The 20,989-nt window shown below is 44.8% G+C and carries 13 protein-coding genes; 1 reads left to right on the top strand and 12 read right to left on the bottom strand.

Annotation, left to right across the window (positions count from 1 at the left end):
• Positions 1 to 77: 77 nt before the first annotated feature.
• The 11 genes from L5M18_RS12080 to hemC all read right to left on the bottom strand — a co-directional run bounded on the left by L5M18_RS12080 (position 78) and on the right by hemC (position 17,922).
• The gene (locus L5M18_RS12080; RefSeq protein WP_263197090.1) at positions 78 to 1,997 is read right to left on the bottom strand and encodes an EAL domain-containing protein; all 1,920 of its coding nucleotides are present in this window, start codon (positions 1,995 to 1,997) and stop codon (positions 78 to 80) included.
• Positions 1,998 to 2,005: 8 nt separating this feature from the next.
• Positions 2,006 to 2,713, bottom strand: coding sequence for a transglutaminase-like cysteine peptidase (locus L5M18_RS12075; protein WP_105250450.1), 708 nt, complete (start codon positions 2,711 to 2,713; stop codon positions 2,006 to 2,008).
• A 19-nt stretch (positions 2,714 to 2,732) separates the two neighbouring features.
• Positions 2,733 to 3,341, bottom strand: a complete 609-nt coding sequence (locus L5M18_RS12070; protein WP_105250449.1) for an OmpA family protein — start codon at positions 3,339 to 3,341, stop codon at positions 2,733 to 2,735.
• On the bottom strand, positions 3,338 to 4,759 hold the full coding sequence (locus L5M18_RS12065) for a TolC family outer membrane protein (RefSeq protein WP_105250448.1): 1,422 nt from the start codon (positions 4,757 to 4,759) through the stop codon (positions 3,338 to 3,340). Before L5M18_RS12065 ends, L5M18_RS12070 begins: the two co-directional genes overlap by 4 nt.
• A gap of 30 nt (positions 4,760 to 4,789) precedes the next feature.
• Entirely contained in the window at positions 4,790 to 6,172 is a 1,383-nt protein-coding gene (locus tag L5M18_RS12060) for an HlyD family type I secretion periplasmic adaptor subunit (RefSeq protein WP_198573137.1), read from the bottom strand.
• A complete protein-coding gene (locus tag L5M18_RS12055) occupies positions 6,169 to 8,346 on the bottom strand; it encodes a type I secretion system permease/ATPase (RefSeq protein ID WP_173496184.1) in 2,178 nt (725 codons plus the stop codon). Before L5M18_RS12055 ends, L5M18_RS12060 begins: the two co-directional genes overlap by 4 nt.
• A gap of 89 nt (positions 8,347 to 8,435) precedes the next feature.
• Positions 8,436 to 13,406, bottom strand: coding sequence for a retention module-containing protein (locus L5M18_RS12050; protein ID WP_263197087.1), 4,971 nt, complete (start codon positions 13,404 to 13,406; stop codon positions 8,436 to 8,438).
• Between the two features lie 433 nt (positions 13,407 to 13,839).
• Entirely contained in the window at positions 13,840 to 15,006 is a 1,167-nt protein-coding gene (locus L5M18_RS12045) for a heme biosynthesis HemY N-terminal domain-containing protein (protein ID WP_168825925.1), read from the bottom strand.
• Positions 15,003 to 16,184 carry a uroporphyrinogen-III C-methyltransferase gene (locus tag L5M18_RS12040; protein ID WP_263197086.1) on the bottom strand — a complete coding sequence of 394 codons (1,182 nt, stop codon included), beginning with the start codon at positions 16,182 to 16,184 and terminating at the stop codon, positions 15,003 to 15,005. Before L5M18_RS12040 ends, L5M18_RS12045 begins: the two co-directional genes overlap by 4 nt.
• A gap of 60 nt (positions 16,185 to 16,244) precedes the next feature.
• Positions 16,245 to 16,985, bottom strand: coding sequence for a uroporphyrinogen-III synthase (locus L5M18_RS12035; RefSeq protein ID WP_263142975.1), 741 nt, complete (start codon positions 16,983 to 16,985; stop codon positions 16,245 to 16,247).
• Positions 16,986 to 16,989: 4 nt separating this feature from the next.
• The gene (gene hemC / locus L5M18_RS12030) at positions 16,990 to 17,922 is read right to left on the bottom strand and encodes a hydroxymethylbilane synthase (protein WP_131523367.1); all 933 of its coding nucleotides are present in this window, start codon (positions 17,920 to 17,922) and stop codon (positions 16,990 to 16,992) included.
• Positions 17,923 to 18,124: 202 nt separating this feature from the next.
• Here hemC and L5M18_RS12025 point away from each other — a divergent pair, with 202 nt between their 5' ends.
• The gene (locus tag L5M18_RS12025) at positions 18,125 to 20,536 is read left to right on the top strand and encodes a class I adenylate cyclase (RefSeq protein WP_263197084.1); all 2,412 of its coding nucleotides are present in this window, start codon (positions 18,125 to 18,127) and stop codon (positions 20,534 to 20,536) included.
• Positions 20,537 to 20,603: 67 nt separating this feature from the next.
• Here the strand turns inward: L5M18_RS12025 and cyaY are convergent, their stop codons facing one another.
• A complete protein-coding gene (cyaY, locus tag L5M18_RS12020) occupies positions 20,604 to 20,933 on the bottom strand; it encodes an iron donor protein CyaY (RefSeq protein WP_105250439.1) in 330 nt (109 codons plus the stop codon).
• Positions 20,934 to 20,989: the final 56 nt, after the last annotated feature.

Raw genomic sequence — 20,989 nt, 5'->3', positions numbered from 1 at the left:
AGTCACTCAACCGTAGAAAAACAAAAAGCTCCTTACGGAGCTTTTTGTTTGCAAACATCACTTCTTAATAATACGGCTTAGTCAAGATTCACTGGCGGGGCGATAAAGCCTTGATAGGCATCTGTTCTAAGCTCGTTAAAACGTTCTAGCTGAGCTTTTTCTTGAATACCCGTCACTATGACTTGAATGTTCAATCCTTTTGCTACGTTGATTAGGGCGCGGCACAATTCGCTGTTGTGGTGTGTCTCATCATAGTAGGCGAAGGATTGATCCAGCTTGACATAGCTAGGTCTTAATTCCTGTAGATAAGACATAGAGCCAAACTGACGACCAAAGTGGTCAATACCAAACTTAGCACCGTTATCGCGAATGATGTTACATAAGTGCTGGCATGACTTAAGATCACTATAAACACCAGCCTCAGGGATTTCGAAGCAGATACGCTCAATAAATGTGGCACTTCGCAAAAATTGATTTAGCCACTCATGGAACTGAGGATCGTTAATACTTTGGTGGGTTAAGTTAATTGCGAGCGGTTCATAGCTCCGCTCGAGCAGTTTTTGCTCGTACACAGTTTCAATTAAGCATTTATCGAGTAAGGCACCAAGTGATAATAACTCGATATACGGCATAAATTGCCCTGCATGGGTGAGTTGATCGCCAAGCTCTAATTGGCAATACAATTCCCGTTGCGCTATGCCATCACCATCGCAAAATTGGATGGGTTGCCATCTAAACTTAAACTTCTTATTGCTGATGGCATGGCTGAGGTTATCGCGCCATTGCTCGCGGGTGAATAATTGCTGCTCTGTGGTTTCAAACCAGTGGAAGGTTTTATTTTCTTGTAATGCTTTTTGAAGGGCATTGTCGGCTTGGGCCAAAATATCCGACACATTCATTTGCCCAATACGTTCCGCAATACCGATAGCAAAGTCTTCGTTGGGCTTACAGCCTGCTTTTGACATTTCTTGATTGATGGTACGGATAAGTGTTTGTAAATATTTGCTGATCTGATCGTGTTCAACATCGGTCACTAAAAATGCAAATTCATAGGCGGCAATACGTCCTATGACCGAAGGCGTTATTTCGTTTAATTGCTGTTGAAACTTTTCTGCGAGGATCCGTATGGTTTCATCTCGGACTTGATAGCCATATTTACTGTGCACTTCTTCGAGCCAGTCGAGTTTGGCGAGGAATAAAGCACCGCTGCTAGGTTCACTTAACCAACCATTTAAACGACTTACTACATATTGGCGGTTAGGCAGGCCTGACGCGGGATCGACAAGATTCTTCTTACGTAACGCGCCAACCTCTTCGTCAAGAGAATGGAACACTTGTTTCAATTGAGCTGACATGCTGTTAAATGCAGTCACTAAGTCTTTTAATTCGGTTGTTTTGGGTAGTGCCATGTCTGGACCAAATTGGCGTGCTGCGATACTTTTCGCGTGTTCAGACAGGGTGTGGAGAGGTTTCAATATCCATGTTAAGCCTACTCTTGCTGTAAAAATAGCAACGAGAAAAAGTAGTGAGAAGGCGATGATGGTATTGGACATGATTCGCCATAGTTCATGATAACCAAAACCAGGATGAGCAGTGATTTCAAGCTGTGCTAGCTGCAGCCAACCCGAGGTGATAGTGCTTTGTTTTTTTATGGTTTTAAACAGATCTAGATTGATAAACCATTGAGGGACATCTTCAATTTTTAAAGGATTATTCCACTCTTGTTGCTTACCATCAACCATCCAAGTCAATTTTACATTTTGATAGTAACCACCTTCAAAAATAACATTCACTAAGGTTTCTGCCGCTGCGGTATCGCCGGCTTCGAGTGCTGGGGTAAGCATTAGACCGAGTGAAGTGCTGGCATTGTTTAGATCGGACTCCATTTGCTTTGTTAAAAAGCTTTGAGTCTCAGTGAATTGCACATAGCCAAGGCTTGCAACTACAAGCAAGAATAGGCTAAAAAGCAGCGAATAAATCTGTCTAAACAGTGTCATTTTTGGTGCTACTCCAGTTTTAATTTTGGTTGCCTAAGACGGTCAACACCTAATCTATGGTTAAGATCGTTCCATTTTTCTAATCGTTTTGAGGACCCTGCCAGTACGCCTCGACCTTGCTCTTTATTGAGCCATAACTGTTTACCGTTAAAGCTATAAACAGGCAGTAGATCTTTTCTTTTTGTGGCGGGTTTTATTTCATGGTCAAGATTATCGAGCACTAAAGGAATTGATGATGGTGTTTCATAGTAAGCCAATACCATGTGGTATTGATTAACCGTTGTGGCTTTAACCATAGTGATCCGCATCTTGTCCTCTTGAACACCAAGTTGGAGTAGAGTGAAGTACTTTGCGATCGAAAAGTCTTCGCAATCACCGCCATTCACACCAATAAACTCCATCGGCGTTGCCCAATAATTCGAGTCTCCCCATAATTTACTGTCATCCACAAAACGGAATAAATTAAAAAAGTTATTCACCTTCAATAACTTTTCTTTTTCATCTAGCGTACTCGCTTCCGATAACACTTTGAACCAAGCCCTTGCTCGCATTCCAGCACGTTCGCCGTAATGTTTTTCTAGGGTTGAAGTTATCTTCACTTCATCAAGGTTTTGTGTGGGGGCCGCATATAGGCAACATATGCCTAAGGCTGACGCTATTAGGCTAAAGCGGCAGACTCGCAATAATGAATCTTTATAATCAAGTCTGCCGTTCATAACCTAATGTGTTAGTCCTTTATTTTGAGTTGTCATCGACCGAGTAAATTGTCCATTTCATGTCTGCTGCCGTATCATCACCAGTGACTTCTGCAACAACGCGACGGTTACGAATTTCTGCTTCTGGCGTCTGTTCTAAAACAATTGGGCGGCTAGAACCATATCCAATAGCAGTTAATCGACTTCTATCAATACTAAAGCGTTCAGCCAGTACTGCGGTGACAGCATTTGCACGTTCTTGAGATAATACTGTATTTCGTTCATCGGTTCCTGTGCGACTCGTGTGACCTTCGATAGTCACTTTGGTCGTTGGATACTGACGTAGAAAAATAGCCACCTCTTCAATTTGAGGATAGTACTCAGGCGCAATATAAGCAGAGTCATTCGGGAATAAAATATTTATTTCCTTTCGCTCGTTAATCGCTTTTATTTTGCCACAGCCATAGTTATCAATACCTGCCCCTTGGGCGGTGTCGTTGCAGCGTTCACGGGCTTCAATGACACCATCGCTATCTTTATCAGATAGATCATAGGTTTGAGTTGTGACCATTTCGTCAATATTAACCGTATCGCGCATCGAACAACCAGCTAAAAGAGTGACACTTAGAAAAAATGTGAGAGTTTTCATTTGTTAGCTCCTCCTTCATAATTGCGCTCTCCGCGCCACGCATCAGGTCTAGTCACTTTAAGTGAGTCTAATAATCGCCCTGTAGAATTGAGCACGCGATACTTAGCAATAACTTCATCATATTCAGCTTGTAAGTAGTCTTTACGCGCCTCGAAGAGTTCATTTTCGGTATCTAATAAGTCGAGTAAACTGCGTTGGCCTAAGTTGAACTGTTGTGCATAGGCTGTTTGAGTATCCTTTGCGGCCACGACATGATCGCGAATATATTGTTTTTGCGGCGCTAGCATTTCAAATGCGTTCCAAGCTAGGTTTACCCCTTCAACAACTTCACGTTGGGCACGTTGGCGGATTTCTTTCGCTTCACCTAACTTGTAAGCAGTTTCTTTTTCACGGGCAAGATCTTTACCCCCCGCAAATAAGTTGTATCTCACCCTCACCATGGCGACGAGATCGTTACTATGGCCACCCACATCACTGCGGAAAGCACCAGCACCTGATATTCCATCTTCGCCGCTGATATCGTTATTCCAGTTACCATTAAGTTCTAAAGAAACCTGAGGATAGTAATTGGATTGTACTGAAGAGCGTTCATTTTCAGCGGCACTAATATCGTTTGCTGCAGATTTGAGTATGGGGTGATTCTCTTGCGCAACAATAATGCCAGAGCTAAGATCCTTTGGCAGCATGTCTGCATCTGGCACTGGTAATATTAAGTCTGCTGGTGCCGCTGCTACAATTTTGACGTACTGTGCTTTTGCATCAAGTAAATTGTTGCGAGCAGAAATAACGTTAGCATTAGCACGCGCCAAACGTCCCGAGATTTGGGATAGATCTGCGATTGAGCCTAAACCTGAGTCAGTACGTTGTTTAATCTGGTCATAAATTTCTTTATGGCTGTTAAGGTTTTTCTCGGCTAATTTTAACACTTCATCGGTGCGTAAATAGTTGAGATAGACTTTACTGACATCGAGTGCCATATCTTCAGCTGCAGCAAGCAGTGCCCATTGGTCTGCGCTAGCTTCAAAGCTATAACGATCAACTTCACTGCTGGTGTAGAAACCATCGAAAAGCATTTGTTTTATGCTAACACCAAACTCTCCGGGATTTAATTCAGCCACCCCTTTGCTATCGACTTCGCCGATATTGGGTCGTCTACGTGTCGATACGCTGTCGGTTTGTTCATAACCGTAGCCACCATTGACATCAATAGTTGGCATATAGCCTGCTATCGCTTGATTAACTTGTTCTTCTCGCGCTTTAAAGCGGTTGAAGGCCACTCGTAAATCTGGGTTTGTATCTAGCGTATGTGCAACGGCTTGTTCTAACGTCTGACTTTGAGCCGATAAAGGTAACAGGATTAATGACAGCACTATGGCTATCTTTGAACATTGAAATTGTCGTATTGCTGAAGTCTTCATGACCAACCTCCCGGTTTATAAAAAAAAGGCTTAGTGCTCTCTGAGCGCTGTGTCCTTAGCCCTTAAAATTGGATTTAAAATGTACTCAAGTATGGATCTTTGCCCCGTGATAACGTCAACTGAAGTTAACATTCCCGGAATAATTGGCATCTGTGTGCCATCGTTTTTGGTTAAACTAGATTCTGCAGTTCTAACTCTGATGAGATAGTAGCTATTGCCTTCTTCATCTTGAGAAGTGTCGGCACTAATATGTTCGACAGTTCCTTTAAGGCCGCCATAGCGGGTAAAATCATAGGCGGTAATTTTTACTACGGCGGGTAATCCTGGATGTAAGAAAGCGATATCTTTAGGCAAGATTTTAGTTTCTATCAGCAGTTGATCTTCCGACGGTACTATCTCGATAATATCGATCCCAGGTTGCACTACACCACCCAGTGTATTGATATGTGTGGTTTTAATGGTGCCATTAACAGGGGAGGTGATAATCGCCTTACTGACTTTATCCTGCGCGCCAACTTGTGCTTCATTCATGCGAGAGAGGCGGGTTTGAGTTTCATTGAGCTGCGCGCGCAGCTCTGCAGCGTAAACAAATACGGCTTCACGGCGTTTTAAGATAGCCTCATCTAATGCCGCTTTTACTTTAGGGCGGAGTAAACGCATTGAATTCAATTCACCTTGCAAGTCGTTTACCGTGCGTTCGAGTTTGAGTAACTCAACTTCAGGAACAATACCTTTTTTGGCTAAAGGTCGAGTGAGTTCAAGCTCGCGGGATATTAGCTGCATGCTCGTCGTTAATGTCGTTGTTTTAGAGGCGAGATCATCAATTTCTTGCTGTCTTTGTTGAATTTGACGTACGAGGATCTCAAGTTGGTTACTTAAGTTATCTAAGCGTCCGTTGTATTCCTCTTGTTGTCTTTTCACTAAGGCGGGTTCCGCGGTAATGATGCTCTCAGGAAATACCAAGGCTTTTTTAGTAACGAGCACTTGCTCGCGCCAGTCTGATGTCATGTCTGATATGAGAATGCTGTCGAGTTCGGCACGCATGCGGATAGCATTGGTTTTTAAGCCATAAACCTCTTGCTCTTGTTGAGCAAAGTCGGAGCGAAAGCGGGTATCATCAATACGCACTAAAGGCTGCCCTTTTGTGACTATCTCACCTTCTTGAACGTAGAGTTCTTGCATTATGCCGCCATCTAGACTTTGGATAACTTGAACTTGTGATGAAGGAATCACTTTTCCCGTTCCAGTAGTAACCTTATCTAATTGAGCAAACCCCGCCCACAGTAAAAAACACGCTACCATAGCAGCAAGTGCCCATATGATTAATCTGTGTCCGCTGGGAGCGTCTGTCATCATGGCGCCATAGACATCATCAACCATGTCTAAGTCGTTTGTTGTTAAATGTTTACTCATCTTTTAGCCTCTCCGTTCACTAGGCCAAAATTGAGTTTTTCTAGCACTTCTGCTTTAGGTCCATCGGCAACCACATGGCCGCGTTCAAGTACAATAATGCGGTCGACGAGTTGCAATAAATGCATCTTGTGGGTAATAAGAATTAACGTTCTATCTTTGCTGACATTTTGCATTGAACGAATAAATTGTTGTTCAGCGCGAGCATCTAAACTCGCCGTAGGCTCATCCATCAGTAACACTGGGGGATCATTAAGTGTGGCGCGAGCAAGAGCGACAGTTTGTCTTTGTCCGCGACTGAGTGACATGCCGCCTTCGCCGACCTGTTGGTCTAGGCCTTCTGCTTCTAGGTTGGTGAATTGACTCACACCAGAAAGCTGTACCGCGCGGATGAGTTGATGTTCAGTGACTTGACGTGTACCAAATAAAATATTGTCGCGAATAGAACCATGGAATAGGGTGACATCTTGGGGTAAGTAGCCAAAATTACGACGTAAATCACTCGGATGAATCTGTGCTGAGTCTAAACCGTCGTAGCGCAAGCTTCCTGCCGTGGGTTGAAATAGCCCGACCAGTAGCTTAGCTAGCGTACTTTTACCTGAACCATTTCGACCGATAATGGCAATGCGTTCGCCAGGATTAATCGTTAGCGACATCGGATGCAGTACAGGCTTTTCAGAACCTGGATAACTAAAACCAACATGGTCAGCATTGATCTTGCCTATGAGTCTTTGTTTGCTAACTAAATGTCCTTTATTTTCAAACTCATCTTCTTGAGTCATGATTTCATTCAGTTGGCGTAGTGCACTGGCTGTGTGGTTTGCTCTAGTCATCAGGCCTGCAAGTTGTGCCATAGGTGAAATGGCGCGGCTCGATAGCATGACCGCAGCAATAATTCCGCCCATAGATATCGCATTATCAGCCACTCGATAAACGCCCAAAATCACCACGCAGACAACGGTAAATTGCACCGTAAAGTTCGCCACGTTCGATACAGAGTTGGAGAGCTTTTTTGACCTTAATTGCCAGTTTGCACTGTGGCCTATCATCTGTTGCCAGCTTTTTTGCACAATTCCTTCAGCACCATTAGCTTTAATTGACTCTAGCGCTGATAAGCTCTCGATTAAATGCCCATGTTTTAAGCTTGAAAATTTATTGCCTTCTTCGATTGCCGCTTTGAGTTTAGGTTGAATATAAAGCGTGAAGCCAATAATGATGATGCCGCCAATGACTGGAACTATAGCGAGATCACCAGCGACAATAAAAATAATGATTAAGAAAAATATCGCGAAGGGGAGATCGACTAAAGTTGTGATCGTTGCCGAAGTTAAAATTTCACGAATATTATCGAATTCACCTAACTGTTTCGCCATGCCGCCGATACTAGGAGAACGTTTTTCTAGGGGAATACCTATCGCTTTAGCAAAAAGTTGCGAAGACACAATAATATCTACTTTTTTTCCTGCAACATCGATGAGGTAACTTCTAAGTTGCCGCATTATAAGATCGAACATATAAGCAATCGCCGCACCAATCGCTAAAACCCAAAGGGATTCAAAGGCGAGGTTTGGGACGACTTTGTCATACACATTCATAATAAATAACGGTGAAACTAAGGCGAATAAATTCACCAATACAGAAGCGATTAATGCATCACGATAAATGGGTGCTGAATCTTTGAGGGTTTGTACTAACCAGTGGGTTTTATTATCGTGTAGATAAACATCGAAGCCCATGTCGCCACGGTATTCTTGTTTGACTAAGAATAAATATCCCACATATAAGGCTTCGAGTGACTCAATTGTCAGTGTCTCTTCACCGCCCGTCTCGGGTAATTGAATAATTGCTTTATCTGATGCAACATCAAGTTCTCGCAATATACAGGCTTTTTTGTCTTTTAATAATAAAATACAGGGGAGCAATATAGGTGATACTTCGTTTAAGCCTTTTCGAGACAGCTTAGCCGCTAGACCCGCTCTTGAAGCTGCCTGAGGCAATAAGTCGGGTGATAACACGGTACCTGACAAGGGTAAACCTGCCGCAAGCGAATCGCTCGAGCACGGATTGCCAAAATGCTCAGTGAGTAACACTAAACAATCCAGCAAAGGATCCACTAACACTCTTTGTGAGGCTGAAATGGTCCATTGATCAATTTTTTCAGAAGCTGCAGCTGACACCTAATTACTTATCCTTTGGATTTTTATATGGTTATGCAAGTATCGGTCATGATGGCCTATATTTCTATAGGCCATCCAAACGATTTTATCTAAGGGATATTATGCTGCTCATTGCTATTCAATGGTGCAAGACCTGGACTTAGTTCTGGTGTGACTGGCTGAGTATCAACAATTAACGGACCGCTGCCATTAGTACCTAGTAGGCCATTAATAATGCCAGTCTCTGTTGTAGTGTTATACGCACTATACAAATCAACACCGTCAAGAACGATATGCTGCTCAAACACACCGTCTTTATTGCCATCGATATCAATCACAGTTGAACCACTAACTAAGCTAAAGTTTAAATAACTATGTAGTGTGTTGTTACTTTCACCTTGGAGTAAATCGCTTAAATCCAATTTATCTTCATGGATATTAAAGTCAGTGATATGGTCTGTTCCATATTCTCCTTTATTCCAAACGAAGGTATCGCTACCTGAATCACCTCTCAACACATCATCACCTAGTCCGCCAATTAATGTATCATTTCCTTCTCCGCCACGAATTCCATCGTTATGGGTACCGCCATCAATATAATCGTCGCCAGTATGCCCATAAAGAATGTCTGATCCAGATTGTCCATAAATTCGGTCGTTACCACTACCACCATTGACTATGTCCGCTTGTTTAGATGCGACATCATTTGCGAGCAACAAGCCATCGCTATCAACTATGGTCGATAAGCCACCTGACATAATATGGTGTGATAAAATATCACTGATAGATAATTGTAAAGAGTCATCAGAACCAAATCCAGTTGCTCCTGTTTTGCCTGCATAGATAACATCATCGCCCTTACCTGTTTCAATATGGTCATTACCATCACCACTACTAACAACTTGTTTGTTGCTTGTACTGTAACTCGTTAAGTTTGCTCCACTGGTGATAATATCATTACCACTTTGATTTGTTATTACACCAGCTTTGTTGCCGCCAAAGTTAACATTTAATTGATTTTGGTTTGTGCCATTTTCTCCGTTAATGACAATAAATGTATCGTTGAGTGTTGCCCCTTCAGTTGTTATGTGATTAGAATCTGCTACTGGAACTCCATTGCCATCGACAGGATTGACACTAATAGTCAACGTGGCACTAGACTTATCACCATCGGCATCGCGCATAGTATAAGTAAATGTTTCAACTGCACCAGAAGGTACATCACTAGCATTTGCTGTTATTTGATAGTGATAGTTACCGTTAGCATCAAGAGTTAAAGTGCCATATAGTCCAACAATGCTAATTCCTATATTCCCTGCTACACCTGTATTAGTGTGATCGCCAGCGGCGGCCCCTATAATGATTAGCCCTGAGTCGGCCCCAGTTACATCATTGGTGAGTACGTTACCATCACAATGAGGAAGTGTATAACCAGTGCCAGCAACCATGCGAACAACTAACTCATAACTAGTTGCAGCATTTTCATTTGTATAAATTGAGGTGACAAGTTGACCATTTACATCTTTAAATCCAATAACCTGAACTGTATAAACTTGTCCTTGATAGTTAAAGGTTACACTCGTTTGTCCCACAGTAACTATGTCACGTGATGCCATTGGGTCACTGGAGTTAGGTGTTTCATTGTGACTGAAGTTGAGCATTAACGTAACTGGTGTAGTCACTCCGTATGCATCAGTAACACTAAATGTAATTTGCATTGATGCAGCAGTTATTGCTGTACCTGAATCAATAGGGTAGTTGTAGTGAGTAAATGTACCCAGAATAATATCTTGGTTTAGGGCTAGTTGACCGTTAAGCGCGGCATCATTATCCATGAAACCATAACCCGATTGTTTACTATTATCAGTTGTTCCCCAGCGAAGCTGATCTCTCGCTGAGTCATTATCTTCTCCACCAGTGTTCCAGTCTCCATCAAATGTCTTTATGTTAGTACCTCCAGTGACTCGACTTGAACTCCAACTTGCCTCTATACCGGACACAATGAACGAGTCAACAGTAATATCTACACTATTACTATCATCGATTGCAGTGCCGATATCGTCGTGGATAGCTGTTGTTATTGTCGATGTTGCAGTATCACCATCAGTATCAATGACTTTAACTAAGAAGTTGTCATTGAGAGTATCATTACCTTGAGAGGAGTGTGTCTGTGCACTTGTTAATGCATAAGTGTATTCTAATGAACCATTGTTATAGCCCGTGATGTAAAGCGTGCCATCAGCTCCTGCAATGACTATTGGTGTTGAGAATGTCGCAGCCATTAACGCCGCGAGGGTTAATGTTGAAGTTACGCCAGCTGAATTGGTTATTTCTATTCTGTTAAGTCCATCATTGGCAGTAATAGTCATATTACCTTGCGCAGACACTTGCCCTGAGCTGGGGCTTCCGGTGCCATTTATTAATGCTGACTCGTAGACATTTAATGGGCCCACTGTATTTACAATTGTAACGTTGTCATCAACGCTGTTCACGTTGATGCTAACGGTGGCCGTGTCGATATCGCCATCGGCATCGGTCGCCACATAGTCAAAGCTGATGTTGCCGTTGAAGTTGGCATTAGGCACAAAGGTCATGCTGCCGTCGGCGGCAATCACCACGGTGCCGTTGCTCACRGCGATGTTCTGTGCGAGACCGGTCAAGGTCACGCCATTGATAGACTTAATCGCTAAGCCACCATCGAGGGCGATATCGTTGCTGAGCAGGTTAATGCTGACGGAGCCATCTTCGTTGACGGTGTACTCGTCATCCTTTGCATCGACCGGGTCATCAACGCTGTTCACGTTGATGCTAACGGTGGCCGTGTCGATATCGCCATCGGCATCGGTCGCCACATAGTCAAAGCTGATGTTRCCGTTGAAGTTGGCATTAGGCACAAAGGTCATGCTGCCGTCGGCGGCAATCACCACGGTGCCGTTGCTCACRGCGATGTTCTGTGCGAGACCGGTCAAGGTCACGCCATTGATAGACTTAATCGCTAAGCCACCATCGAGGGCGATATCGTTGCTGAGCAGGTTAATGCTGACGGAGCCATCTTCGTTGACGGTGTACTCGTCATCCTTTGCATCGACCGGGTCATCAACTGGGGTGACATTAATGGTTAATGTGGCGGTTGAGCCGGTATTTGTGGTGTAAGTGATAACCGGCACCGTGCCATTCCAGTTTTCATTCGGCGTGAAAGTATAAGAGCCATCGGCATTGATGACTAAGCTGCCGCCTTCTAAGGCGACCGTGGTGCCTGCGGTAACGGTATCGCCATTCACAGTGAAGCTGACTACGGACAGGGTGCTGTCGATATCGGAATCATTATCAAGCACATTGCCTGTAGCTACGGTATCTTCTGCAACTGTGGCGCTGTCATTTGCAAGGATGGAAGGATCATCAACAGGGGTCACATTAATGGTTAATGTGGCTGTTGAACCAGTGTTAGTGGTGTAGGTAATGACAGGAACTTGGCCATTCCAGTTGGCATTGGGTGTGAAGGTGTAAGAACCATCGGCATTGATGACTAAGCTGCCACCTTCTAAGGAAACAGTGGTGCCTGCGGTAACGGTATCGCCATTCACAGTGAAGCTGACAACGGAAAGGGTGCTGTCGATATCGGAATCATTATCAAGCACATTGCCTGTAGCTACAGTATCTTCTGCAACTGTGGCGCTGTCATTTGCAAGGATGGAAGGATCGTCGACAGGGTTAACATTAATAGTTAGCGTTGCTGTTGAGCCAGTGTTAGTGGTGTAGGTGATGACTGGTACTTGGCCATTCCAGTTTTCATTGGGTGTGAAGGTGTAAGAGCCATCGGCATTGATGACTAAGCTGCCGCCTTCTAAGGCAACGGTGGTGCCAGCCGCAACCGTTTGACCACTTACCGTAAAGCTGGTTACAGAGAGCGTGTTATCCACATCGCTATCATTGGCGAGCACGTTGCCTGTGGCAATCGAGTCTTCAGCAACGGTATTGGTGTCGTTGGCTAACACAGAAGCATCATCAACCGGGGTCACATTAATGGTTAATGTGGCTGTTGAGCCCGTGTTAGTGGTGTAGGTGATGACTGGTACTTGGCCATTCCAGTTTGCATTCGGCGTGAAGGTGTAAGAACCATCGGCATTAATGACTAAGCTGCCGCCTTCTAAGGCGACCGTGGTGCCGGCGGTAACTGTATCGCCGTTCACGGTGAAGCTAACGACTGATAAAGTGTTATCCACATCGCTGTCATTGGTGAGCACGTTACCAGTGGCAACGGTATCTTCATCAACGGTATTAGTATCGTTGGCTAACGCAGAGGCATCATCAACAGGGGTAACATTAATGGTTAATGTGGCCGTTGAACCCGTGTTAGTGGTGTAGGTGATGACTGGTACTTGGCCATTCCAGTTTTCATTCGGCGTGAAGGTGTAAGAACCATCGATATTTAAAATTAAAACACCACCTTCGAGAGTCACTTCTGTGCCTGCTGCGTAGGTGGTACCGCTGATTTCGAAGCTCACAACACTTAGAGTGGAATCCACATCAGTGTCGTTATCGAGCACATTGCCAGTCGCTACAGTATCTTCATTGGAAGTGTTGCTGTCATTAGCAAGTGCTGAAGGTGAGTCTGCTGCAATGGTGAATTGTGGAATATTAACCGTCGTTCCAGTCAGTGCTTGGCCGCTTGTTGAGTAGCCTGAAGCTGCAATGGTTTCTGTGCCGCTACGGGCTAGAGTGACATAGCCCGAGTTACCATCACTGCCTGGTGTGTTGCCTGCTGCGGTTTCTGGTAGGTTCTGAGTTGGGTCTTCACCGGATGCAATAAGATCTTGTAATGCTTGAATTTCATCTAGGGCTGCTTCGTTAGCCGTGCCAGAGGCTGCTGCAGTAGTTTCGCTGGGCGCGACTTCATTTGATAGCTTAGTGCCATCATCGAAGGTAATTTCATAGGTTGCGTTTTCGCCAATATGGAGCACAGCACCTTTAGGGAGTTGTTCGCCATCCTTAGCGGGTTGATTTGAACCATCAACTTCGACATTGATTTGCCCTTTTACTAACTTAAGCAAACCTTTCTTTGATGTAATTACCGATCCCATAGTAAGCTCCCAACAGCCAAAGTGTGTTAATCCATAGACGCACAAGTCCAACAAATATGTCGCACTGTGATACAAGTGGTGGAATTTTAGCTAACGAAACGACTTAAGTCAATTTTTTGACCCGCTTGTGTTGCCTGCTCTTATGCGGTTTTACGGATCTTAATGCGCAAAAGTGACAATTTTTAGACCTATAACTAGATGTAGTAGCTATATCTATAAAAAGGGCCGTATTTAGTACTTTTTAACTCTAAGATTAAGCATAGTTATAAGAAATTAATCTGGATTGGGAGAGTGGTTTTTACGGAAAAGAAGCGACACGATCTAGTTTTTAACATTTTTGGCAAGTTAAGTGGGTTTTAATATGCCAGCATTGGCAAGTGCCGTGATCTTTCGTTACTCAAATCACGGCGACTAGGTTGCAGGCATTGTAGAACTACAGATTAACCGCCTGACGATAACTTTGATTTGCGTTACCTTGTTCACCTAACTGTTCTTGAATCCGTGCAAGCGCCAACCAAGAGGCTTTTGTGGGTTCGAGTCGGCAAACATTTTGCCAGCAGGTTCTGGCTTCTTTCATATCCCGTGTTTGCTGATAAAGTTTAGCTAAGCACATCTGGTAGTCGGCATTATTCTCATGGGTGATTTCATGCTTGAGTAACTGCTTACGGATTTCTGTATCTTGGGCTGTCGTTATTTCTGGAATGACTTCTAAAAGTGCAGATTCAGGAGCAGTGCGTAATTTTTTCGAGAGTAGCTTCAGCGCTTGCTCTTTGCGATTAAAGCGGCATAAACCCACAGCATAAATCGCCAAAAACTCAGACTGATTGCGCTCACTGCGAGATAACCACTGCCAGCATTGTTCTAAGGCTTCTTCGCCTTTAATGGTTGCGGCTTTGAGTAAAGCGCAGTGAGTGATTACATTGAGTTCATTTAGCTGGGTGTCATCTAGGATCTGGCGTTTCTTCAAAATAGGTAATAATAGCTTGAGCGCATCCCAATCCTCTTGCGCTCGATATAACTCGAGGGCGAGTTTGAGTACCGGTGCTTTGCTCTTACTTGTGGGGGCTAATTTATCGAGCTCGGTGCGGGCTAAAGCTAACTCACCTTGTTTTAACAGATATCGAGTACGCGTGGTTGCGACGGCATTCGCGGCCAGCGGTTGTGTTGCTGCACGGTCAAGATATTGATCACGCTCTGCTATTTTCTGTTGGTACTGGGCAGCACGAGCCGCTGCAAGTAAATTAAGTGCAGGGAGTTCGCCATTATCGGCGCCTTTTATCATAGCGCGTTCTGCTGCTGGCCAATCTTCTTCTGCCAGAGCCAGTGCACCCATTAAGGTATGCTTTTTCGCGGAGCGACGGCGCCAGTGGCGAGGAATAAAACGGCTACGCAGCATGAGATTAATGGCGCTAATCACCAACCATTCTAGTACTTGGAACATGGCATAAAATACAATTAAGGCAATGATCCCAAAAACTAAACTGGTCTCAATCTGGTAGTCACCTGCCGCAATGTATACATAACCTGTGTTGCCCACCAACCAAGGGCTAATGCAGAGCCCTATTAGTATTATTCCTAAGAAAATTAATATCTTGATCATAATGGCACATCCTCTGATGAGGTCAGCTCACCATAGCTTGTCAGCTGTAATAGCAGAGGTTTTGCAGCAAAGGATTTCAGAGTAATAGGATCAAGTTCTAATGTCGCCAATGTATCGATTTTGGCGATGGCTTCAGCAGTGCTGTGATCTTGAGTATCAAAATAGGTTTGAATCCACTTACGCACCATCATTAATGATTGGTGATAAGCGGCTCTGTCGTAGCGGTATAACGCAAGTTGAGATTGCAGCAGTTTATGACGAATATTTTCAACCAGATACCACTGTTGCTCAGGAGCAAGTAAAGCGGGTGCATCGGCGGTTCTATGGCGTATGGTGATAAAGTCTTGGGTTAACGCTTTCCACGTCTTCCCTAAGTTGCTCTGCCAGTCATTTAAATCGCCAGTAATGTTTGTATCTTCAGGGGCATCGGTTTCTGCATCGGTGCGATTAAGGGGTAGTTTATCGAGTTGCTCAATTAAGGCATCGAGGGCTAATACACTACCATCAATATCTGTGGTTTTAATACTTGCAGTCGCGGCGATATCTTTTGCCAGAGCCTTACGAATAGGTAGCAAAGCGGGATTGTTCATGGCGGCGATGGTTTCATCCGCCGACTTTAATAGATCGGTGGCGGTGCGGGGATCTTTTTCTAACCAAAGTTTACGGCCCGCCATGTTTACTAGATATTCGGCTTCTGACGCCATCCAATGCGTTGGACTGCGCTGGGCAAGTTTATTGATCCTGTCCTGCAGTTGATTTTGGTCTTCTGCCAATTTTGTTAATTCTTGATAGGTCTTAGCATCATTCAGTTGTTGCTGTTCAAGCTGGCCAATACGTTGATTGGGTTGTAGCAGGGCTTGCTGTAATTGGTCCTGCAGGGCGATATTTTTCGCATCCTGCGCCAGCAGTTGCTGTTGCATCTGTTGGTATAACATAAAACCGCCGCCAAGGGTGCAAGCGGTTAAACCCAGCGCTAATAACACCCCAAAGCGAATCGCCCACGAGCTTCTATTGGATGCTGGCGTTTGACTCGACGTGCTTGAAGGTGTGGCTTTGGCTGTTTGGGATTCAGTTGATGGCGCTGAAGTTATGGGCGTGTCATCAGTCGTTATTGATGGTTCAATAATAGAGGTAGCCTGTGATTCAGGGCTCTTTGCGTCGTGCTTGTTGTTATCCATTTAACAGTCCTTGAAAACATGCTACTGCCGAAATTCGAGTTAAATCGGGCTAAATAGCGCTTAGAGTTTAAGGGCGTTTAGCACGGCTTTGCTGTTGGCGGCATTGGCATTGGTGACTTGGGTTATACCAAAGGCGTGAGCTTGAGCTTCTACTCGGTTACTTGGGACTATGATATGACATGAGCGCAGCCATGCAAATAACTCTTTTGGCACTAGATTAATCAGGTTATCCAGTACTTCACCGCTGGTGACGACAATAGTGTCGATGCCAAACTCTTGCCATTGTTGTGCGATCTGTTGTCCATTGAGTGGTGGACAAGCCCGTTGATATACTTCCCAATAGCGCACTGTTGCCCCGCGCTCAGCCAGTCGTTCAGCTAAGGCTTCACGGCCACCAACGCCACGTATGATCGTAATCTGCTTACCTTTAATATCTTGCAAAGGCGCGAGCGTGAGTAGACCTTCGGTCTGCTGACAATCATCTGGGGCTTCGAGGGCTTCAATGCCGAGCTGATTTAATGCTTCCCAAGTCGCATGACCTACTGCGAAATATTGAGCTTGAGGCCAGCCTTTTATTCGAGAATGAGCGGTTGTTAAGGCATAGTCGGCAAAGCTGACTGCATTAGCGCTGATACAGATAATCATATCGGCGTGTGCCAGTGGGTGCGAGTTATTCGTTGTGATGGGCGGCGTTGCTTCGACACACAGTAGAGGTGTAACCCAATGGCTAATGCCTTGCTGATTCAAGGCATCGATCATGGACTGATTGCGCCCTTCAGGGCGCGTCAGTAAGACTTTCATCGACTTATGCTTTAGCGTAAACAGCGTCGAGTATGCTTTTTGCGCCTTTGCTCAATAGCTCTTCGGCAAGGGCAACCCCTAATTGCGTGGCGTCGGTTTTTGGACCTGTGATCACGCCTTCGATGATTTCACTACCATCAGGGTTACCGACTAGGCCGCGTAATGTCATCTCATCACCATTGATTTCGGCAAATGCGCCAATCGGCACTTGGCATCCACCTTCTAGGCGCGTGTTCATCGCGCGCTCGGCAATCACACGGTAGCGCGTTTCTAAATGTTCTAATGGTGCCAGTAGGGCCTTAACGCGTGCGTCGTTGGTGCGACATTCGATACCCACAGCGCCTTGGCCGTTGGCGGGCAAGGATTCTTCGGCAGAGATAAAGCTAGCAATCCGCTCAGACAGTTTCAGGCGGATTAAGCCTGCAGCTGCAAGAATAATGGCATCGTATTCGCCGTTATCAAGTTTGGCTAAACGAGTGCCTACGTTACCGCGTAAATCTTTGATAATAAGGTCAGGGCGTGATGCGCGCAGTTGGCATTGACGACGTAGGCTCGAGGTGCCCACAGTTGCGCCTAATGGTAATTCGCTGATCGATTTATATAAATTTGATACAAAGGCATCGCGGGGATCTTCACGCTCGCAAATGACTTCAAGGCCCAAGCCTTCTGGGAAGTCGACTGGCACGTCTTTCATTGAGTGCACCGCGATATCGGCAAGATCGTCTAACATGGCGACTTCAAGCTCTTTGACGAACAAACCTTTACCGCCCACTTTGGCTAGCGGCGTATCTAAGATAACGTCGCCCTTAGTGCTCATTGGCAGCAATTCCACCACAATACCGGGGTGAATGCGTTCTAATTCGGCTTTAACAAATTCAGCTTGCCACATGGCCAGCGGACTCTTGCGGGTTGCGATACGTATGCGGTTCTCAGACATGCCTAGTTTCCATCAAAGATCTTAGTTGCGCCAATGCTAACATTGGCAAATCGTTTATGTAAGGAAGCCGTATCGATTCTTTGAAGTTGGCGATGTTCTAGATACCGTGAAAGTGTGACGGGTTTCACGTTTAGTTGCTCGAGTTTGTAAAAGTGTTAACATGAGCACATTTCCCATAAGTGCTTAAGTGTTGTGTTTTTGAATGGATCGGCAAATACAGTTTCCTGATATAGCAGAAAGACTTAATAAGGTACGTATTGCACGCGCCTTAGCTTTGCTATCGCCGCTACAAAAACACTTATTCCATTTGATCCCTTTTTTAATTCACCAGAACGGTGTTCAGTATCCTGGCTATCATGCCGCCAATACGCCCTGTGGAATCAACGAGTATCAGGTTGGTGAGACTGAGTCCCAGGCCTGCGATGTGTTCTCGCTGCCTTTTACTACTCAAGAAGCGGATATCAATGCCTTTGAAGGCGTTTATGCGATGGGGAGTACTGGCAGTTTTGGCCAAAATGCCAAGAGCGATGTCGATGTTTGGTTAGTACATAGGGCTGATCTGAGTGCTGAGGATTTGGCGCTAATCAAGATTAAAGCGACTCGATTGACTGCTTGGTTTGCCGAGTATCAGTTTGAGGTGAATTTTTACTTAGTTCATCCGCAGCAGTTTTGTGGCGGTAAAGCCGTTCGTGGATGTCAATCCGCAATGGCCCATGAGCATAGCGGTAGTATGCAACATTGGTTATTACTTGAAGAGTTTTATCGCAGCCAAATTCGTTTGGCGGGTAAAACGATTGCATGGTGGCCAGACGCTAAACTCAATCCTGCGCTCTTGTCCCTAGGCGATGTACATGAATTACCTGCGAGTGAGTACTTTGGTGCTTCGTTATGGCAGCTCTACAAGGGCTTAGAAAAGCCCCATAAGGCGCTGATTAAAGTATTGCTACTCGAGGCTTATGCCAGTGATTATCCCCATTCAACTCTGCTTTGTGATCACTTATGGCAGAAAACGCTCGCCGGTGATTTTTCGACGTCGAATGATGCCTATTACTCTATCTATGAGATTATCGAAACCTATTTACTTAAGCAGAATGATACTCGCCGACTAGAGATAGTGCGGCGCTGCTTCTATTTAAAATGTGGCGTGCACTTGAGTCGAACCCAAGAGGGCAAAGATTGGCGTTATCCTAAATTGCAAAAGCTGGTGCAGGATTGGCAATGGCCAGATAGTCTGATTAGCACTTTAGACAATTGTGAACATTGGCATAGTGGCCAGCTCAATTGGTTTAACGAGCAACTGAATGAACTGTTATTAGCGAGCTATCAAACCTTATTACGCTTCGCATCGACACATGAGTTAAATGAAGGTTTGCGGATCGAAGATTTGGGAATGCTGACTCGCAAGTTGCATACCTATTTTAGTCAAGATGAAGACCAAATCGCTAAGCTGAATCTGCTGTGGAGTGCTTCAGTCGCTGAGTCCGAAGTGACTATGGTCTCAAGCTCCCGCGAGCGTCAATATTATCTGTATCGACAAGGGCCTCAGCCACAAAATTTGTTAGGCGAATCGGCAATATGTAAGGGAAAAACCCCTTCAGCCTTAATGATTTGGGCATGTTTAAATGGGATCTCGACGCCGAGTACTCAATGGCATGAATATGGTCAGAGTAAGGCAAAGTCGAAACGGCTTACCGAAGCTTCAAAGCGGTTACTGAATTTTATCGACCACGATTGGCGTGTATTTAAACGTGACTTATGCCAGCCATGGCATTTTCGTAAGCTGATTTTCGTGCTCAATCTGGATTGCGATCCCACCATTGAATGGCAAGGACAGGAAATGATGGTCGATGTGATGAATGCGAACGTGTTCTCACTCGGGCGTAAAAAAGCCAATATGCTTGGTGCGTTAGATGCGATTTGCTTGAATAGTTGGGGTGAATGGCAGTGTCATCGCTTCGAAGGCGATACCGCGGTATTGCAAGCATTAGCCTTTGTAACGCCGGGGCTAAGACGGGCCAGTTTACCTGTGGATATGGATGTGATCAGCTGTTCACAGAAGTTACGCCCACAGCTTAAATTAGCAGTGAAAAATCTACTAAAACAAACCATGCGTTTGTGCCAACAAGTGCAGCAATCCAGCACCTTAGTGCAGCCACTGCAGATAAGTCGTACTCGCTATGGGATCTTTTTTAATCCTTTAGGTATGGCTTATCAGGACTTGAGCGATGCCAAGTCATTTTATCAACAGTTATCCCGCAGTCATCTTGTACTATTGCCGCGGCCTGAATTAGGTGATGATCCCTTTTCGAGTATGCCGAAAGTGGTGCAAAACTATGCGGCTAAAGGCGCTATTCAGTATTTTCTACGCCAACGGGTCGATAACTTGGATGTATTTATCCTCGATGAGGAAAATCAACTAAGCCATTACGTGCAGGCGGGATCAAACATGGCCGAGTTGGTAAATAAAGTGAGCCATCACTATGTGTTCGATGAGCATTATGCTTCACGGGCGCGGTTTAATATTCCGCAATTTTTCCATTTAGTGCGGGTAGCCGGAGAGTTAACGGTGGCGCCTTTCGGTATCGATGTTAGCGATCAAGACACTGAGTTTTAGCTGGTTTTTAACATAAATAATGGGAGCCAAGGCTCCCATTATTGTTTTGCACTACGACAGGCTTAGATTAGAAGCTAAGCTTAATGCCGCCTTGGCGCTCGATAGACTCTTGCACGAATGGCATAAACTCGCCGCCATTTCGTCCGTCCATCCATTTACCTTCAACAAAACCAAAGTGATATCCACCAAAGCGTGTGGCGACCCAAATCTCATGCAAAGGTTCTTGCTTGTTGATCACTATCTTAGAGCCATCAACAAATTCTAATTGCAATACGTTGCCACTGGCATCGATATCAAGATCGGCATCTTGCTCATCAATCGCAGTTTCAATCGCATTTTCTATGGCTTGGAACATGTCATCGGCGAGCTGGTGAAATTCTGTATCTGTCATGGCCATGCATTTCTGTCCTTTGCTTTCGTCAAGATGGGTGCGATTATAAGGCCATTAGTCCC

The organism is Shewanella sp. SM20 (assembly GCF_025654545.1).
Classification (GTDB): Bacteria; Pseudomonadota; Gammaproteobacteria; order Enterobacterales; family Shewanellaceae; genus Shewanella; species Shewanella oncorhynchi.
The sequence above is the reverse complement of the archived record's forward strand: the minus strand, read 5'-3'. Positions and strand labels throughout refer to the sequence as shown.

Bases quoted from the DNA above. Each gene is read 5' to 3' on its own strand.
- hemC (WP_131523367.1), bottom strand. From the start codon at position 17,922: ATGTCTGAGAACCGCATACGTATCGCAACCCGCAAGAGTCCGCTGGCC.
- L5M18_RS12060 (WP_198573137.1), bottom strand. From the start codon at position 6,172: ATGAGTAAACATTTAACAACAAACGACTTAGACATGGTTGATGATGTC.
- L5M18_RS12065 (WP_105250448.1), bottom strand. From the start codon at position 4,759: ATGAAGACTTCAGCAATACGACAATTTCAATGTTCAAAGATAGCCATA.
- L5M18_RS12025 (WP_263197084.1), top strand. From the start codon at position 18,125: ATGGATCGGCAAATACAGTTTCCTGATATAGCAGAAAGACTTAATAAG.
- L5M18_RS12045 (WP_168825925.1), bottom strand. From the start codon at position 15,006: ATGATCAAGATATTAATTTTCTTAGGAATAATACTAATAGGGCTCTGC.
- L5M18_RS12035 (WP_263142975.1), bottom strand. From the start codon at position 16,985: ATGAAAGTCTTACTGACGCGCCCTGAAGGGCGCAATCAGTCCATGATC.
- L5M18_RS12040 (WP_263197086.1), bottom strand. From the start codon at position 16,184: ATGGATAACAACAAGCACGACGCAAAGAGCCCTGAATCACAGGCTACC.
- L5M18_RS12070 (WP_105250449.1), bottom strand. From the start codon at position 3,341: ATGAAAACTCTCACATTTTTTCTAAGTGTCACTCTTTTAGCTGGTTGT.
- cyaY (WP_105250439.1), bottom strand. From the start codon at position 20,933: ATGGCCATGACAGATACAGAATTTCACCAGCTCGCCGATGACATGTTC.
- L5M18_RS12075 (WP_105250450.1), bottom strand. From the start codon at position 2,713: ATGAACGGCAGACTTGATTATAAAGATTCATTATTGCGAGTCTGCCGC.
- L5M18_RS12080 (WP_263197090.1), bottom strand. From the start codon at position 1,997: ATGACACTGTTTAGACAGATTTATTCGCTGCTTTTTAGCCTATTCTTG.